At 46.7% G+C, this 16,234-nt stretch carries 12 protein-coding genes and 1 pseudogene; 5 read left to right on the top strand and 8 right to left on the bottom strand.

The annotated features are described in order from the left end of the window. Window positions 1–259: TspO/MBR family protein (locus BACCOPRO_RS14615; protein WP_008144830.1), on the bottom strand; the 259-nt coding region annotated here is incomplete at its 3' end. Between the two features lie 163 nt (window positions 260–422). Between BACCOPRO_RS14615 and BACCOPRO_RS14610 the strand changes: the two genes are divergently transcribed. After that, window positions 423–2,513: an alpha-L-fucosidase gene (locus BACCOPRO_RS14610; protein ID WP_008144829.1), complete on the top strand. Its 2,091-nt coding sequence runs from the start codon at window positions 423–425 to the stop codon at window positions 2,511–2,513. 105 nt (window positions 2,514–2,618) lie between these two features. On the opposite strand, the gene BACCOPRO_RS14605 is transcribed toward BACCOPRO_RS14610, so the two are convergent. From BACCOPRO_RS14605 to BACCOPRO_RS14595, 3 genes are all read right to left on the bottom strand, one after another. Continuing rightward, window positions 2,619–3,095 carry a hypothetical protein gene (locus BACCOPRO_RS14605; protein ID WP_054856253.1) on the bottom strand — a complete coding sequence of 159 codons (477 nt, stop codon included), beginning with the start codon at window positions 3,093–3,095 and terminating at the stop codon, window positions 2,619–2,621. An 88-nt stretch (window positions 3,096–3,183) separates the two neighbouring features. Beyond that, entirely contained in the window at window positions 3,184–3,384 is a 201-nt protein-coding gene (locus tag BACCOPRO_RS14600; RefSeq protein ID WP_008144827.1) for a type II toxin-antitoxin system antitoxin, read from the bottom strand. A gap of 1 nt (window position 3,385) precedes the next feature. After that, window positions 3,386–4,327, bottom strand: coding sequence for an SPFH domain-containing protein (locus BACCOPRO_RS14595; protein WP_008144825.1), 942 nt, complete (start codon window positions 4,325–4,327; stop codon window positions 3,386–3,388). 663 nt (window positions 4,328–4,990) lie between these two features. Here BACCOPRO_RS14595 and BACCOPRO_RS14590 point away from each other — a divergent pair. The 4 genes from BACCOPRO_RS14590 (at window position 4,991) to BACCOPRO_RS14575 (ending at window position 11,456) form a co-directional block, all read left to right on the top strand. Continuing rightward, window positions 4,991–6,997 (top strand): AAA family ATPase, encoded by a 2,007-nt coding sequence (locus BACCOPRO_RS14590; RefSeq protein ID WP_008144824.1) that lies wholly within the window; start codon window positions 4,991–4,993, stop codon window positions 6,995–6,997. Window positions 6,998–7,011: 14 nt separating this feature from the next. After that, the gene (locus BACCOPRO_RS14585; protein WP_008144821.1) at window positions 7,012–7,623 is read left to right on the top strand and encodes an L-threonylcarbamoyladenylate synthase; all 612 of its coding nucleotides are present in this window, start codon (window positions 7,012–7,014) and stop codon (window positions 7,621–7,623) included. A 29-nt stretch (window positions 7,624–7,652) separates the two neighbouring features. Next, complete coding sequence (locus BACCOPRO_RS14580; protein WP_008144820.1) at window positions 7,653–8,510, top strand: mechanosensitive ion channel family protein; 858 nt, start codon at window positions 7,653–7,655, stop codon at window positions 8,508–8,510. Window positions 8,511–8,726: 216 nt separating this feature from the next. Next, a complete protein-coding gene (locus BACCOPRO_RS14575; RefSeq protein WP_050765366.1) occupies window positions 8,727–11,456 on the top strand; it encodes an outer membrane beta-barrel protein in 2,730 nt (909 codons plus the stop codon). A gap of 97 nt (window positions 11,457–11,553) precedes the next feature. On the opposite strand, the gene BACCOPRO_RS14570 is transcribed toward BACCOPRO_RS14575, so the two are convergent. The 4 genes and pseudogenes from BACCOPRO_RS14570 to BACCOPRO_RS14555 all read right to left on the bottom strand — a co-directional run. Next, a complete protein-coding gene (locus BACCOPRO_RS14570) occupies window positions 11,554–12,744 on the bottom strand; it encodes an FprA family A-type flavoprotein (protein ID WP_008144816.1) in 1,191 nt (396 codons plus the stop codon). Between the two features lie 33 nt (window positions 12,745–12,777). Next, window positions 12,778–13,725, bottom strand: coding sequence for a tRNA modification radical SAM protein MnmL/YtqA (gene mnmL, locus BACCOPRO_RS14565; protein WP_008144814.1), 948 nt, complete (start codon window positions 13,723–13,725; stop codon window positions 12,778–12,780). A 474-nt stretch (window positions 13,726–14,199) separates the two neighbouring features. Further along, window positions 14,200–15,804 carry a PCMD domain-containing protein gene (locus BACCOPRO_RS14560; protein ID WP_155819213.1) on the bottom strand — a complete coding sequence of 535 codons (1,605 nt, stop codon included), beginning with the start codon at window positions 15,802–15,804 and terminating at the stop codon, window positions 14,200–14,202. 5 nt (window positions 15,805–15,809) lie between these two features. After that, window positions 15,810–16,234: pseudogene (locus tag BACCOPRO_RS14555) on the bottom strand (hypothetical protein); the annotation flags it as partial.

Here is a 16,234-nt window from a genome sequence, read left to right as displayed (position 1 = left end):
TAAAATTGAAAGCCAATTGTATCCACCACAACCCTATAGCCCGTTGCAGATTCTTTCCCAGTATACGCCCCAAGGCTATTCCCATCACAACATAAAGAATCGTCCATACAACAGGAAAAACAAGAGCCGGAGGAGTCAGCACAGACTTTTCCAATGTCGGATACCAATCTGCCAGAGCCGTTTTCTGAAAAAGGCTCGCAGAAAATCCTGTTACCAGACTAATAGCAACAGGCCAAATATATTGAAGCCACTTTTTCATAGATACAAATATGTCATTCTTGTATGGAAATAACAAGTTATAAGCTTTTACAATCTTCTGTTTTTCTCATCACCTTACAAATATGGTTATTTTTTTCATGAAATGCCCGAATTTCAGAAGTTATTTTTATCTTTGAAGCCATAACTAAAAGACACACATTTGCATGAAGAAAATCCTCGCTACCCTGGCAGCATGTCTGATTGTACTGGGCATGCATGCACAAATCTCCCAAGAGGCCTATAAAACATGGCATCAAAACAAATATTCCATGTTCATTCATTTTGGCCTTTATTCTGAATTGGGGGGCGTGTGGGAAGGAAAACCTGTCACACGCGGATACAGTGAACAAATCCAGTCATTTGCCGGAATTTTCAGCGACTGGTACGGAAATACTGCCTTGCATTTCAATCCCACAGCTTTCAATGCCGACTCCATTGTAGCTTTGGCAAAAGAGGCTGGAATGAAATCCATCGTCATTACAACCAAACATCACGATGGATTCTGTATGTTCCATACGACAACAACTGATTTCAATTCATACGATGCAACTCCCGCTAAACGGGACTTTATCAAGGAACTGGCTGATGCCTGCCAGCGGGGAGGAGTTCGCCTGGGACTATATTACTCCATCATTGACTGGCATTATCCTTACGGCCATCCGATTTCCAGCCACAACTGTGATTTCGTTACACCGGAACATCATGAATTCTCCAAACAACAGGTAACCGAACTGTTAACAAACTATGGTTTCATTTCCGAACTTTGGTTCGACATGGGTTCCAATACTCCCGAACAAAGCCAAGAACTTTACCAGCTGGTTCACAAGCTGCAACCCGACTGTATGGTCAGCGGTCGAGTCGGTAACGACCAGTATGACTTTGCTGTCATGGCCGACAATGCCTATCCGGAAGGTGCCTTACAATGCCCCTGGCAAAGTGCCGCATCCATGTTTGATGAAACGTGGAGTTACCGTTCGTGGCAAAAACGCGGAGATGTACATGAAAAAGCCATGGAAAAACTACGCAGTTTGATTAATGTTGTTTCCCACGGAGGCAATTTCCTGTTAAATATAGGTCCGAAAGGTGACGGCTCTGTCGTTCCGTTCGAAAAAGAAGTTCTCTGTGAAATCGGTGCCTGGCTCAAAGAAAACGGAGATGCCATCTACGGCACAGAAGCGTCCCCTTTCCGTGAACAGTTTGAATGGGGTACCATCACCCGAAAAGGGAAACGCCTGAATCTGATCCTTTCTGGAACTTACCCGGCTGACGGACACATCCGTCTGAATATTCCGGAAAGAACTTTGGAAAAAGGAGACGGAAAACTGGCAACCTACATTCAGCGTGGAAGTGAAATCGACATTACTCTCCCGGCATCAGCTTACAACGGAGAGACGATCCATGTTCTGACTCTTGATTTTGACCAGCCGGTAGAACCACGGCCAACCAATATCATTACCGGTATTACGACTCTTACTGCTGCCAATGCAACTCCCAACTACAGCTATTCCTGCTTTGATTACTACAGCAACTACCGAAGCACCGTAAGCTACAGCTGGAACATTCAACAGAATCTTCTGAAGCAAATGGATCTGATCTATACAGAACAAGAAGTAGGAAAAACCATTGATCTGACTGTTGATGGAACAACTTATTCTGTCAAACTCGACAAAGGTAACACCCGCTCACTCCAGACTGGAGGAGTCACCTGGGGAAAACGTTATCTTTGCGGACCAGGAAACGGACTGTTTGACGCACCTTCTGTTCTGAAGACAGACCTTCAGAATCCACCAGCCAGAGGACAGCAATGGAAGGAAACAACTCAGGAACAGGATGAATTTCCAGCGAATATTCTGGAAACCTATTTCGTCATGCAGGAAATAGAATCTTCCCATGCTCAAAAATATCTGATCGAAATAGGCGCTGGAAATGGTGTAGAAGTCTATCTTAACGGTCGTTCCATTTTGAAACATCTGAACCCATACCGTTGTACATTCCGCACCGAACAGATCCTTCTTCCGCTGGAAAAAGGAAAGAACCAGATTGTCTTGAGACTCTACAACCGTTTTGAAAAAAAGACTGGTTATCTGCTTCGTCCGGCAAAGGAACAGAAAGTATACCGCCAGGAGTTCAATCTTCCAGAAGCTGTCAGCGGTAAATCTCATACTCTGACTGTCAGACAACAGGGATTACCCTCACAGCACACAGATACAGAATTGTCTAACTTACGGATCCGTCCCCGGAAGATCGCTCTCTAAACCCGGTCTTCTGATAACAGCAGACGGAAGATTCCTACTCCTTAATATACAGGAAATGGAACCTTCCGTCTGTTCGTTTTTTACGTTTATACCGGCGTCCGTCACTTATCTTCTTCCCAGGCGTTGTACATGAATCGAAGCGACCACTACAATAACTAATATTCCCAATAAAAACAGATCAAAGCATACTGACGCTACCCCAGCCCATGCTTTTTCCAATTGCATGGCACGGCAAAGCAGAAGCAATGATAAGAACATCAGCCCGATCAGCAAAGTCAGAACCCTTGCATAGCGGCATTTCATGAAATTCTGCATCTGTTCCGTTTCAGGATGCATCACGACCGGCAAGTTAATGAACCGGGGATAACGGGAAGCCCACAAACACAGTAAGGTTATCAATACCCCGAATCCTCCCAAAACCAAATAAGAAAAAGAATCTCCCCAGGCATCAGCATGAAGCCCCGCATCAAAATGAACAGGGACAGGCCGGTCTGAATCCCCAAAGAAAGCTATCGACAACAATGCGATCAGCAAGATTAAAAATATTCCGCCCACTTCCATCATCCGGTCTATCCCTTTCACAACAACTGACTTTTCTGATGAACTGCGTTGCAGAAAATGTAACTTAAATCGTATAAAACTCATCACGTAATCCTTTCTTAAATCTGTTTTAAACACCTTTTGAATCCGTTTTATCTTCCGCTTTCCGGGATTTCTTCATTCGCCCGCTTTTCTTCAATGCCTCTGCCAGGATCCACTGAATCTGCCCGTTCGTCGAACGGAATTCATCGGCGGCCCATGCTTCTATGGCATCCATCATCTCCGAATCAATGCGAAGCACAAAACTTTTCGTCGGTTCTTTCTTTGCCATATCAATGATTCAATGTTCCCGAATTGATAACAGGCTGGGCAGGTTCATCTGCACACAATACAACCAGCAGATTGCTGACCATCGCTGCTTTCTTCTCTTCATCCAGTTCCACAATCTCATCTGTATCCAGCCGGTCCAAGGCCATTTTTACCATAGAAACAGCACCTTCAACAATCTTCTCACGGGCACTGATAATGGCACTGGCCTGCTGACGGCGAAGCATGACTGCTGCAATTTCCGGAGCATAAGCCAGATAATTGATACGTGCTTCCATCACCTCCATGCCGGCCATAGCCAACCGTTCATTCAGTTTCTGTACCAACTGTTCATTCACTTCCTCTCCTCCGTTACGCAAGGTGAGTTCATTCTCCCCTCCTTCATTATTATCATATGCATATAAACCAGCCACCTGGCGCAAAGCCGCATCACTCTGTACCCGCACAAAGTCTTCAAAAGCCTTCATTCGTCCGGCTACAGAAGCACCGGCCTCATTCGATTTGCTGGCCATGGTTTGTGAATCAATTTCAAACAAAGCCTTATAAGTATCCTTCAACCGCCAGACCAGAACCAGACCGATCAGAATAGGATTACCCACCTTATCGTTCACTTTAATAGGTTCCACGTTCAGATTACGGGCCCGAAGTGATACCTTCTTGGCCTCCAGAAAAGGATTCACCCAATAGAACCCTGTACGGCGGAATGTTCCTTTATATTCTCCGAAGAAAACCATCACACGGGCTTCATTGGGTTCCAGCTGCTTGACTCCTGCCCATATAAAAAAGGTAAGAACCAGTCCGACTACTCCCAGAATATAGGCCATTGCCCCTAAAACATCACCCAAAAAGAAGGAAGCGACAGACAAGGCTGTTAAGATCAAGTTCAAAAACAAAAAGGCAAATCCATTACCTACAAATCCCTTAAATTCAAATTCCTGTGTTTTCATAAAAAGAAATATTTGATATTATTTTGATATCACAAATATAGTCGTTTCTTCAATATGGAATACACCATTTCCCTATGTTTTTCAACATAAGCGTGCCAAAGGTTCTTCACAAATCTCCTTTTATTTCCCTATAATCATTTTTTTTGATTTACATCAACAAAATAACACAAAAATAGACATTTATGCTATAAAACATATTTCGTAACTAAAAAAGCCCTATCTTTGCAGCGTAATCAAAAGGAAACAAGTTCTAGAACTTAACTAAACAGAGAATAATTATAAGGTTAGATTAAAGGTTAGATTAAAAAGTTTCCCAAAGGCTTACCGCGAGGTACGCCGGAGGATTTAGAAAAAAGTTTTCAGGTATTAATTAAAAAAAGAAAGGGTAACAACATGAAAAAATTAAAAAACATTTTCAACAAGATCTCTAAGGCTGATCCCATGATCTGGGGTTATGTAATGCTGAACGAACGTTCTGGCAAATAAGAGAGATCACTCATGCTGACTTGCAAAAGTCAGCTTACATGTAACGAACTGACAGAGCACAAAAGCTTTTGTATATAGATCCTACGACACGAATCCACGAATTATGCCTCCATAAAGAGGCTGATTCGTGGATTCTGTTGTTTTTTCATTATCTTTGTCGGGAAAGAAAATTAGCACATGACACGTACTCCGATCGATACAGACAATCCTGAATTCCAGAACGCATTGCGTCTGATTCAGTATACCCGCCAGTCCGTTTTTCTCACAGGAAAAGCCGGAACAGGAAAGTCTACCTTTCTGAAGCACGTATGTCAAGTCACCAAAAAGAAATATGTAGTTCTGGCTCCTACCGGAATTGCAGCCATCAATGCAGGAGGAAGTACCCTCCACAGTTTCTTCAAACTGCCGTTCCATCCCTTACTGCCCGATGATCCGAATTTCAGTCTGAAAGGAGGAAAACTGCATAGTTTTCTGAAATATTCGGCCGACCATCGCAAGTTGCTTAACAACATTGAACTCGTCATTATTGATGAGATTTCCATGGTACGGGCCGATATCATTGACTTCATTGATAAGGTTCTGCGGGTTTACTCCCATAATATGCGTGAACCCTTTGGCGGCAAACAACTGCTGCTTGTCGGCGATGCATTCCAGCTGGAACCGGTCGTAAAAAGCGATGAACGTGAGATTATCAACCGCTTTTATCCCAACCCTTACTTCTTTTCGGCACGGGTATTCCAGGAAATGGAACTGGTAGCCATCGAACTGACGAAAGTGTACAGACAGACGGATCGTGTATTCGTCAGTGTACTCGACCATATCCGGACCAATACTGCCGGTGCAGCCGATCTCCAGCTATTGAACACCCGGTTCAATGCTCCCGTAAAGAACAGTGAAAACGACATGTATATCACCCTCGCCACACGCCGCGATACGGTGGACTATATCAATGAGCAGAAACTCGCTTCCCTGCCGGGCGATCCGGTCACACTCACCGGAGAAATCCATGGAGAGTTTCCCGAAAGCAGCCTTCCCACCCTGATGGAACTGACCGTCAAACCGGGAGCACAGATCATCTTCATCAAGAACGATCCGGAACGGCGGTGGGTAAACGGTACCATCGGTACCATCTCAGGCATGGACAGTGAAGGAACGATCTATGTGATCACGGAAAGCGGACAGGAAGTCGACGTCCATCAGGAAAGCTGGCGAAACATCCGTTACCGCTACAACGAAGAAGAAAAGAAAATCGAAGAAGAGGAACTGGGAACATTCACCCAATACCCTGTCCGGCTGGCCTGGGCCATCACTGTACACAAAAGCCAGGGACTTACCTTCAGCCGGGTCATTATCGATTTCACCGGAGGAGTCTTTGCTGGCGGACAAGCTTATGTGGCGCTCAGCCGGTGTACCTCCCTGGAAGGCATCTGCCTGAAACGGGAAATCACCCGGGGAGATATCTTCGTACGTCCTGAAATCGTTTCCTTCGCCCAGCGCTTCAATAACCAGGCTGTCATCGAACGGGCACTGAAACAGGCACAGGCCGACGAACTGTATGCCGCTTCGGTCAAGGCTTTCAATCTGGGTGACTTCACCTCCTTTCTCGACCGCTTCTTCAAGGCCATTCACAGCCGTTATGATATTGAGAAGCCACTCATCCAGCGATTCATCCGCCGGAAACTCAACCTCATCAATACGCTGAAAGAAGAAAACCGAAGGCTGAAAGAGGCCATGAATGCCCAGAAAAAGAATCTGGAAAAATATGCCCATGAATATTACCTGATGGGAAACGAGTGCATCACCAAGGCACACGACGTACGCGCTGCCCTGGCCAATTACGATAAAGCCCTTGAACTCTATCCCGAATATACCGATGCCTGGGTACGCAAGGGAGTCACCCTCTTCGATGATGACCGGGTCAGTGAAGCCGAAGAATGCCTCAACCAGGCTGTTGCCCTGCGCCCCTCAGAATTCAAGCCGGTCTACAACCGCGGCAAGCTTCGCCTGCACACCGGTGACACCGAAGGAGCCCTGCGCGATCTTGACAAGGCAACTTCTCTCAAACCCCGCCATGCCGGAGCACACGAATGTTTCGCTGATGCCCTGATGGCTGCCGGAAAAGAAAGTGAAGCCGCCCTGCATTACCGCCTGGCAGAAGAACTGAGAAAAAACAAGAACAACTAAAAAACTGTATAGCCATGATACTCAAATTCTATGACAAAAACAACAACCCCGATGATATCCAGCGCGTTGTAGACATTCTCAACGACGGAGGAATCATCATCTATCCCACCGATACAATGTATGCCATCGGATGCCACGCCCTGAAAGAACGGCCAATTGAACGCATCTGCAAACTGAAAAAAATAGACCCGCGCAAACATAACCTGTCCATTATTTGTTATGACCTAAGCAACATCAGCGAATATGCACGCGTCAACAACGCCACATTCAAACTGATGAAGCGCTGCCTTCCCGGCCCGTTCACCTTCATTCTGAATGCCGACAGCCGGTTGCCGAAAATCTTCCGCAACCGCAAGGAAGTAGGAATCCGGGTACCCGACAACAACATTATCCGTGAGATATGCCGCAGTCTGGACGCACCGATCCTTACAACTACCCTGCCGCGTGAAGAACATGAAGATATTGAATATGTGACCGATCCGGAACTGATTGACGAAAAGTTCGGAGAAGAAGTAGATCTGGTTATCGACGGAGGTATTGGAGGAATCGAATCGTCCACAGTGATTGACTGCTGTGACGACGAGCCCGAAATCATCCGTCAGGGGAAAGGAATACTGGAAGAATAAAATCATTAATCCAATAAAAATAAACCATTATGCTGTTAACATTACTTGATGCTGCAACCAAAGCATCTTCCATGGTCGATATTCCCAAGATTATCGACAAACTGGTTGAATGGGGAATCAACGTAGGAAAAGACCTCATCGGTGCCATTCTTATTTACATCATCGGACGCTTCATCATCCGGCAGATCAGCCGGCTGGTAGCCAAAATTCTTGAAAAGCGCAAGCTGGAAATCAGTGTACAGACTTTCCTGAAAAGCTTGCTGAGCATTCTGCTTAACCTGATTCTGGCCTTTGCCATCGTAAGTCGTCTGGGTGTTGAAACCACCAGCTTCGCTGCTATCCTGGCCTCTGCCGGTGTGGCAATCGGTATGGCTCTGTCCGGCAACCTCTCCAACTTTGCAGGAGGACTGATCATTCTGGTGTTCAAACCCTTTAAGGTTGGTGACTATATTGACGGACAAGGCGCCAGCGGTACGGTAAAAGAAATCCAGATTTTCCACACCATTCTTTCCACCGTGGACAACCGGATCATTTATGTGCCCAACGGTTCCCTGAGCAGCAACGCCATTACTAATTACAGCAAGCAGGAAACCCGACGTGCCGAATGGGTATTCGGTGTGGAATACGGAGAAGATTACGAACGCGTCAAAGCCGTACTGGAACGCATCATTGCAGCCGACGAACGTATCCTGCAGACTCCGGCCCCGTTCATCGGTCTCGGATCTCTGTCTGCCAGCAGCGTTGACATCAAGGTACGTGTATGGACCAAGACTGCTGACTACTGGGATGTCATGTTCGATATGAACCGCATTGTCTACGCCACCTTCAACAAGGAAGGTATCGGCTTCCCGTTCCCGCAGCTCACTGTTCATCAGGCGCAAGACTAAATTCATCCGTCGGATCTTTCCGATCCGATTCACTCTTCAAGTCCTGCCGGAAAATAGATCCGGCAGGACTTGACATTTTTAGTCTCCCTGCTTATCCTCTCATATATGGAAAAGAGACTCCACACCCCAAAATTTATTCATTCCGTTCCTTTGAATCTGAAAATTTTGAGTACTTTAGGAGCCGGATTATTCAAAACAATTCCGAGACTGAGACGTATGCATAAATTATATGCCTTTCTATTACTGGTGTTCATGCTTTCCCTGTCCGCCTTTTCCCAAGAACAGAAAATCGACCGGGAGATTAGCGGAAAAGTCGTCATGGAACTGGGAGACGACAAACAGGAAAGCGTGGAATATGCCAATATTTCATTGCTGTCATTACCCGATTCCACTTTCCTTGCCGGTACAACCAGCGACAAAGAAGGAAAATTCTCCCTGCGCCTGCACTGCGATCTGTCTCAGAAATACCTGCTGAAAACATCGTTTACGGGATGCCTTCCTGTCTGGCAGGAAATATCAGGAACAGCCTATGCCATCCAGGCCGGCACAATCCGGCTGAAGGAAGACGTAAAAACACTGAATGAGGTGGTAGTGACAGCCCTCGTACAGCCCGTAGAACAGAAAAAAGATACGACCATATTCAATGCCGAAGCATACAAACTTCCCGAAGGAGCCTATCTGGAAGCACTGATCCGACGCATCCCCGGTTTAAGTTACGACCCGAAAACCAAGTCAATTGAATACAAAGGTGAAAAGATCAGTGAAATAACCGTCAACGGAAAAGAGTTTTTCAAGGGCAACACCCGTGTGCCTCTGGAGAACCTGCCCGCCAGTTTCATCAGCCGTCTCAAGGTGTATGACAAGGCGACAGAGGAAGAAGAGATGACCGGAGTAAAAGGCAGTCAGAAAAATTATGTACTGGACCTTCAGACCAAAAAAGCCGTCAATGGCACGCTGATGGCAGGTCTGGAAGGAGGATACGGCAGCAAGAATAAATATGATGCCAGGGCACAAATATTCCAGTTCAAGGAAAACGGCGAGAACATCGGGCTGGTAGGCCGTTTCGGGAACCGCAACTTTACCTCAGTATACGACGGAAACAGAGCCGGAAATGTCGGTGGAAACATCTCCAGAAAAATAGGAAATGATATCCAGGTTTCAGCCAACATCGGCTACAATCATTCAAAGACCGGAGACCGGTCCACTTCACGCAATGAGCTGTATATGACCTCCCAGAACCAGTACGGAATTTCCGAACGGACACTGGAAAACCTTCAAAACGGTTTCTCTTCTTCCCTGAACCTGATGTGGAATCTCAACAAGCAGACCATGCTCCGTGTAGCAGGAGGCGGAAATATGAGCTGGTCGGAAAACATGTCAGACACCCATTCAGCCAAATTCAGCGAAAATCCCAACCTCGATCTGCTGCATCCGTTCCAGGGATTTGAACAGACCAGCCGCGACATCCGGATGAATGAAACCTGGCAAAAAAACTCCAATAAGTTGCAGAACAAGGCATATAACCTCTACGCCAGCATGATCCACCAGTTCAGCGAAGAAGGAAACAGCCTGGGAATCTCTTACTCACTGTATCGGAACAGACAGGACAACGATGCTTACAAAACCTTCAGCACAACGTTCTATCAGTTGCAGGATATCAGCGGACGGGACTCCACAGACCTGCAACATCAATACCAGGACTCCCCCGGACAATCAGGCAACCATGAAATCAGAGCGGATTATACCTGGCGGATCACGAAAAAGAACAACCTGCAGTTCTCATACGCATGGGGACTCCAGAATGAAAAGGAAATGCAGAGTACCTACGATTTATCCGGTAATGTACCTTTTCTGATTGACAGTCTGAGCAACCACCGCAACAGCCGTACAATCAAGCATGCTTTCTCCCTGAACTACTCTCATGACGGAGAAAACTGGAAAGCATACGGCGGACTGACCGGAACATTGCAGCGGAGAAGCCTGAACCAGGATGACGGGAAACAGATCATAGACACCACAGGATATTCTTTCGAGTGGATGCCCACCTTCTTTGTCCAATACAACAAGAATGATTATGACCTGAGCATCCGCTACAACGGAAGTACCCGGCAGCCGTCCCTGTATGACCTGATGGCTCCCACTGTGTATTACTCGGCTGTGTACATCAGCAGAAGCAATCCCAATCTGAAAGCAACCTACCAGCATTATCTGAACCTCTCGTTCAGCAATTATACAAAAGGAATTTCCGCTTACGTTACATGCAGTCAGGAACTGAACGGAATTACCCAGGCCACCCTGTACAATCCTCAGACGGGAGGTCAGGAAACCTACCCTGTCAACATCAACGGAAACTGGAACGTGATGGGCAACTCCAACTATGAACGACGGATCGGCAACTTCAAGCTGGCAGGCCGGGCGGGAGGCAACTACAGTCATAATGTGGGACTGATCAACGAGGACGGCGGTAAAGAACTGAAAAAAAGCGTAACACATACTTCCGGCATCAATGCCTTCGTCGGGGTATCCTATCTGCCCTCGTGGGGAAACATTGACCTCAACGGCACATGGGACTTCCAGCATTTCAGGAACTCTCTGAACACCCTGCAGGGAAGCAATACCTATACTCGTGACTATACCATCAATTCGCTGGTCTCAGCCCAGCTTCCGCTTCATTTCCAACTGGATTCCGATTTCACCTACCTGATCCGCAGCGGAAGCTATGTGGACAGCAAAGAACAGAACGAAGCATTATGGAACCTGACCCTGACATGGAAGTTTGCCAAGGAACGGCGTGCAGAACTATCCGCAACCTGGACCGACATCCTGAACCAGCGCAAAAGCCTGCAACGCTCGGCAAGCTCCAGCGGCTTCTATGAAAGTTATGCCGAACAGTTGCGCAGTTATTTCCTGATCTCACTCAGATACAAGTTTAACCGGATGAACTGACAGGAACAGACAAACGCTTAATAAAAAGACGAACAGCGGGTGCATCGCTAAAAGTGATGCACCCGCTGTCTGTATATCACGCCCTTTCCGGCAGTTCTCACTTGCGGTCAGCCTTCAGACGATCAGCCATAGCCTTGGCCAGTTCCTTAGCCTGCGCATAGTTGTCCTGCTTCATGGCCTGCTTCATTTCCACCGGATTGCCTACCAGTTCAAACTTCAGCTTCTCGGCAAACTCGCCCAGTTTCTTCACGGCAGCGCTTGCCCAGGTATATGAACCGAAGTAACCCATCACACGATTCTTCATTTCACGGGCAGCCACCTTGCTGAGCAGTGACTCCATTTCCGGATACAGGTGCATGTTGTAAGTAGTACATCCCACAATCAGACCTTTGTATTTGAATATATCAGCCAGGATATAAGAATGGTGCGTATGAGAAACATTGTGCAGCACGATGTTGCGGATGCCCTGTGCGCTCAGTTCTTCAGCAATGGCTTCAGCCAGTTCTTCCGTATTGCCGTACATGGTACCATAAGCAATCACCACACCTTCTTCGCCTTCGTAACGGCTCAGCTTGTCATACATTTCCACTACCTGAGGAATCTTTTCTTCCCACACCGGTCCGTGAGTCGGACAGATGGTCTGGATGTCCAGTCCGCTGCATTTCTGCAAAGCCTTCTGTACCGGATTGCCGAACTTGCCCACGATATTTGCATAGTAACGGCGCATTTCGTTCCAGTAGATATCCGTATTGATGTTGCGGTCGATGCAGCCACCATTCAGCGCACCGAAGCAACCGAAGGCATCACCCGAGAACAGGATTTTCTCTGTTTCATCGTATGTCACCATCGTTTCCGGCCAGTGAACCATCGGAACCAGATAGAAGCGCAGGTTGTGATGGCCCAGTTTCAGGAAGTCTCCGTCGCCGACTACATAACGTTCGCCCGTCACACCATAGTAACCTTCCACCATGTCGAAAGTCTTCTTGTTACCCACCAGCACGATTTCCGGATAATATTGTTTAATCAGCGCAATGGCTCCCGAATGGTCCGGTTCCATGTGATTGATGATCAGATAATCGATCTTGCGGTCACCGATCACGCTGCGAATCTTCTTCAGATACTGTTCAAAGAAAGCCACATCTACCGTGTCCACCAGCGCTACCATGTCATCATCTGCAATCAGATAAGAATTGTATGATACGCCGTACGGCAACGGCCACAGATTTTCGAACAACGCTTTTGTGCGGTCGTTCACACCTACATAATGTACTTTACCTTTAATTTCCATCTTTCTGTTTCTTTTATATATTGTTGTTGTTAACTAACTGTTTTTATGCCCGTCCGCTTTCCGGTATGCCTTTCCCTGCCAGGCATCGCGTTCCTTCATGCGCTTCTTGACACGGTCGGTGAACTCATGGTTCTTCAGTCCCCAGTCAGGCGCAATCAGCAATTCCCTGGGCGACTGCGAAACGAAACGCTCCAGAATCAGATCCGGCCGGAGATGCTCTACATAATCGATAACCAGATCAATGTATTCATCAGCCGAAAACAGGTGAAATTCCTCCGGATGCAAGGCATACTCATGCGCCATGCGCGTTCCGCGAATGAGCTGAAGCTGGTGCATCTTCAGCGTTGTGAGCGGCAGTTCCGACAGACGTTCCGCCTGCTTTATGAGATCTTCCCGGCTCTCTCCCGGTAATCCCAGGATCACGTGTCCGCCCGTACGGATGCCCCTTGCAGCCGTTCTGCGCACCGCATCCTCCGTACATGCAAAGGAATGCCCGCGGTTGATCCGCTCCAGAGTCCGGTCGTCCGCACTCTCGATGCCATATTCCACCAGCAGGAACGTCCTGCGGTTCACTTCCTCCAGATAATCCAGCAAGCTGTCGGGCATACAGTCGGGACGCGTCCCGATCACCAGTCCCACGACTCCTTCCACCGCCAGCGCCTCCTCATACATGCGCTTCAGCAGTTCCAGTTCACCATAAGTATTGGTATATGCCTGAAAGTAGGCCAGGTATTTCATCTGCGGATATTTGCGTGCGAAGAAACGCTTTCCCTCTTCCAGCTGCATCGTAACGCTCCGGTCATCCCTGCAATAAGCCGGGTTGAAAGTCTGATTGTTGCAATACGTACACCCTCCAAAACCCTTCGTTCCGTCACGGTTGGGGCAGGTGAAACCGGCATTGACCGAAATCTTCTGTACCTTGAACGGGAACTCTCCGGCCAGGAAACCGGCAAAATCGTTATATCGCATGCTATTGTCCATCTTCTGTCAGATTTTCAAGCACAAAGATACGTTTTTTCACGGAATCAGCAAAAAAGTAAGTTTACTTAAAATTCCACGTATCACAATCCATGGTGGAAATATTGATCTGCCTCAACCGACCGTATATTTCAACTTAACCGACTAAGGAAAGATCCGGCTTCGACGAAACAAAACATTGGTTTCAACGAAACGAAACAAGTGTTCTGACGAGTGGAAATAATTGTTCCACTGAGTGAAACTTTTTGTTCCACCTGGTGGAAACAAAAGTTTCATATAGAGAAAACAAAAGTTTCACCTAGTCGAAACAGAAGTTTTGTCAGCATAAAACAAAAGTTTCGTGCAGAGAAAACAACTGTTTCCTTTGCACGAAACTCTCTTATCATCCGCAACCTGCGAAGGAAGCAGGCTGCCGGTTCAATCAAAACACCTGGATCTCATCGAAATTTCCATTATCCGAAAGTAAATTAGAGAACTCTAATCATAATCATATTCCAGGCTGAAATCATCAACCCACATGGTTGCTCCCGGTCCCCCCGTAAAGTAATCTCCATACTTACTTGCCGAGCAGACGAGCAAAATATACTTCGGAACACGGCTCGTGGAACGATAATCCAGTTCGATTTCAAACTCACGATATCCGGACACCGTCTCTCCGCAATTCATTTCTCCATAAGCAATGATATTCGGATCATTCTTATCGAAGTACTTTGAATTCTTCGGATTTGTCCGGATCTCCACAGGTTCACTCCAGTCGCCTAATGCAATCCAGACGATACAGGTGTCCGGTTTTCCCATCAAATCTGCATGGGCGTTATCTGTATAAGCAATGTTCGCTGTCGTATATTTGAAATGTCCCTTCAATTTTGTCGGACGGGCAGTGAACTCACGTCCAAATCCCAGAATACCATTGGTTCCATCCGTAGCCCGGTATTCCCCGACAAACAAGTTACCGGCAGCAAACTTACCGATTGATCCGATACCTACAAATTTTGATCCCAGTACAGCGGCCAGGCTTCCGGACACAGCACCACTCCAGACATCTGTAGTCGACTTTGTAATGTTATCCTCAGCCGAAAGTGTGGTACTACCCCAGTTTCCGGTATCCCAGAATGAGTTATCACCTTCCTTCCATGGACAGATCACTTTACCGTTCTGATACCAGTCTTCAAATCCTCCATTAGGTAAAGTTGCTTCCTCTCCGGTCGTAAAACTTTGCTCTGCGCCCATTTCATCTCCTGAATAAGCGCGGCAGACATACTTCGTGTTAGGCGACAAATGAGTAAGACGTGCAACAAAACTTCCTTTGTCATGTGTAACTTCCGATGAGCTGACGCGTATCCATTCTTCCGCACCTTCCTCTTTATACTCACAGCCGTTGTCCTGTCCCTCAAGTCCGAATCCATTGACCCAGGCCACTTTGGTCCATGCATCAACCGATGACACTCCCACCTTGACATCCGACAGATTCACATACAAAGTCCATTCTTCATCCACAAAGTCACTGTATTTCACCTGAACCTTTGCGTAAGCAAAATTCTTTGTTTTTTCCCATTGAAGTTCAGGAACTCCATTCACACCATTGTAAGTTGCTCCTGAAGGTCCCAGTTTCAAATCAGTTACTGAAATCACATCCAGTCCTTTATCTTTCGGAAGGTTGACAGAAGCTTCCCGGATATCCGGATAAAAATAAGCCTGCCCAATCTGTCCTTCTACTGAAAAAATCCGCTCGATCGTCTGATTGGCTATGATAGTCCAGGGATAATCCTGATACAAAGACAAGGTAATCTGAAGCGGAGTTGTCAGATCCACTACTGTATCCGAAGGAATGGAAGCCTTTCCTCCCTCCGTAACTTCCAGACTCTGGATATGTACCTTACGGATATTTACTGTCTCATCCAATTTCACCGTTGCCGTACGGTCATCATTGGAAAGCAACGTTGTTCCCACTTGCCCTTCTACGGTCAGTCCGGTCAGATATAACTTCACTGTCGGATAGGGAAAATCATTCTCGATACATGCCGAAAGCAAAAAGACAGCCAGGCATGCCCAATATCCCAATATTCTTGAAATTCTCTTCATACTCATCAGATACAGACAGTTATACCAATATTAATGTTAAACAGATTGATCTTGAAGTTTGCACCACTGTTCGTACGCTTGCCCTCTTCTCCGTTGCTTTTCTTCTGCTTCTCCCAGTTGTAGGTAAAACCGGCAACACCGAAAGAAACTTCAGCTCCCACATTCGGCATGATAAAAATAGCAATACCGGGATTGATACCTACCCGAAGCTGATTGATTGTTGAATCCGTATATTTCAATGTTTCATCCTTACCCCGGGAAAAACGGGCAGATCCGGTACTATATCCCAAAGTCGTTTCATTAAACAAACCGAACAGTCCCTTCGGATCCAAACCGACATAAGAGCGATGAAAGAAATTAAACGAATAAGAGTCATCCGTATAGCGAATGTCCTTCAATGAAATATCCATATCCTCAATATTCAATGCCA

The sequence above is a fragment of the Phocaeicola coprophilus DSM 18228 = JCM 13818 genome (assembly GCF_000157915.1).
Classification (GTDB): domain Bacteria; phylum Bacteroidota; class Bacteroidia; order Bacteroidales; family Bacteroidaceae; genus Phocaeicola; species Phocaeicola coprophilus.
Note: the sequence above shows the minus strand (reverse complement) of the source record. Positions and strands in the feature narration are given on the sequence as shown.

Coding starts and splice junctions, on each gene's coding strand:
- BACCOPRO_RS14610 (WP_008144829.1), top strand. CDS start 423: ATGAAGAAAATCCTCGCTACCCTGGCAGCATGTCTGATTGTACTGGGC.
- BACCOPRO_RS14600 (WP_008144827.1), bottom strand. CDS start 3,384: ATGGCAAAGAAAGAACCGACGAAAAGTTTTGTGCTTCGCATTGATTCG.
- BACCOPRO_RS14595 (WP_008144825.1), bottom strand. CDS start 4,327: ATGAAAACACAGGAATTTGAATTTAAGGGATTTGTAGGTAATGGATTT.
- BACCOPRO_RS14590 (WP_008144824.1), top strand. CDS start 4,991: ATGACACGTACTCCGATCGATACAGACAATCCTGAATTCCAGAACGCA.
- BACCOPRO_RS14585 (WP_008144821.1), top strand. CDS start 7,012: ATGATACTCAAATTCTATGACAAAAACAACAACCCCGATGATATCCAG.
- BACCOPRO_RS14580 (WP_008144820.1), top strand. CDS start 7,653: ATGCTGTTAACATTACTTGATGCTGCAACCAAAGCATCTTCCATGGTC.
- BACCOPRO_RS14575 (WP_050765366.1), top strand. CDS start 8,727: ATGCATAAATTATATGCCTTTCTATTACTGGTGTTCATGCTTTCCCTG.
- BACCOPRO_RS14570 (WP_008144816.1), bottom strand. CDS start 12,744: ATGGAAATTAAAGGTAAAGTACATTATGTAGGTGTGAACGACCGCACA.
- mnmL (WP_008144814.1), bottom strand. CDS start 13,725: ATGGACAATAGCATGCGATATAACGATTTTGCCGGTTTCCTGGCCGGA.
- BACCOPRO_RS14560 (WP_155819213.1), bottom strand. CDS start 15,804: ATGAAGAGAATTTCAAGAATATTGGGATATTGGGCATGCCTGGCTGTC.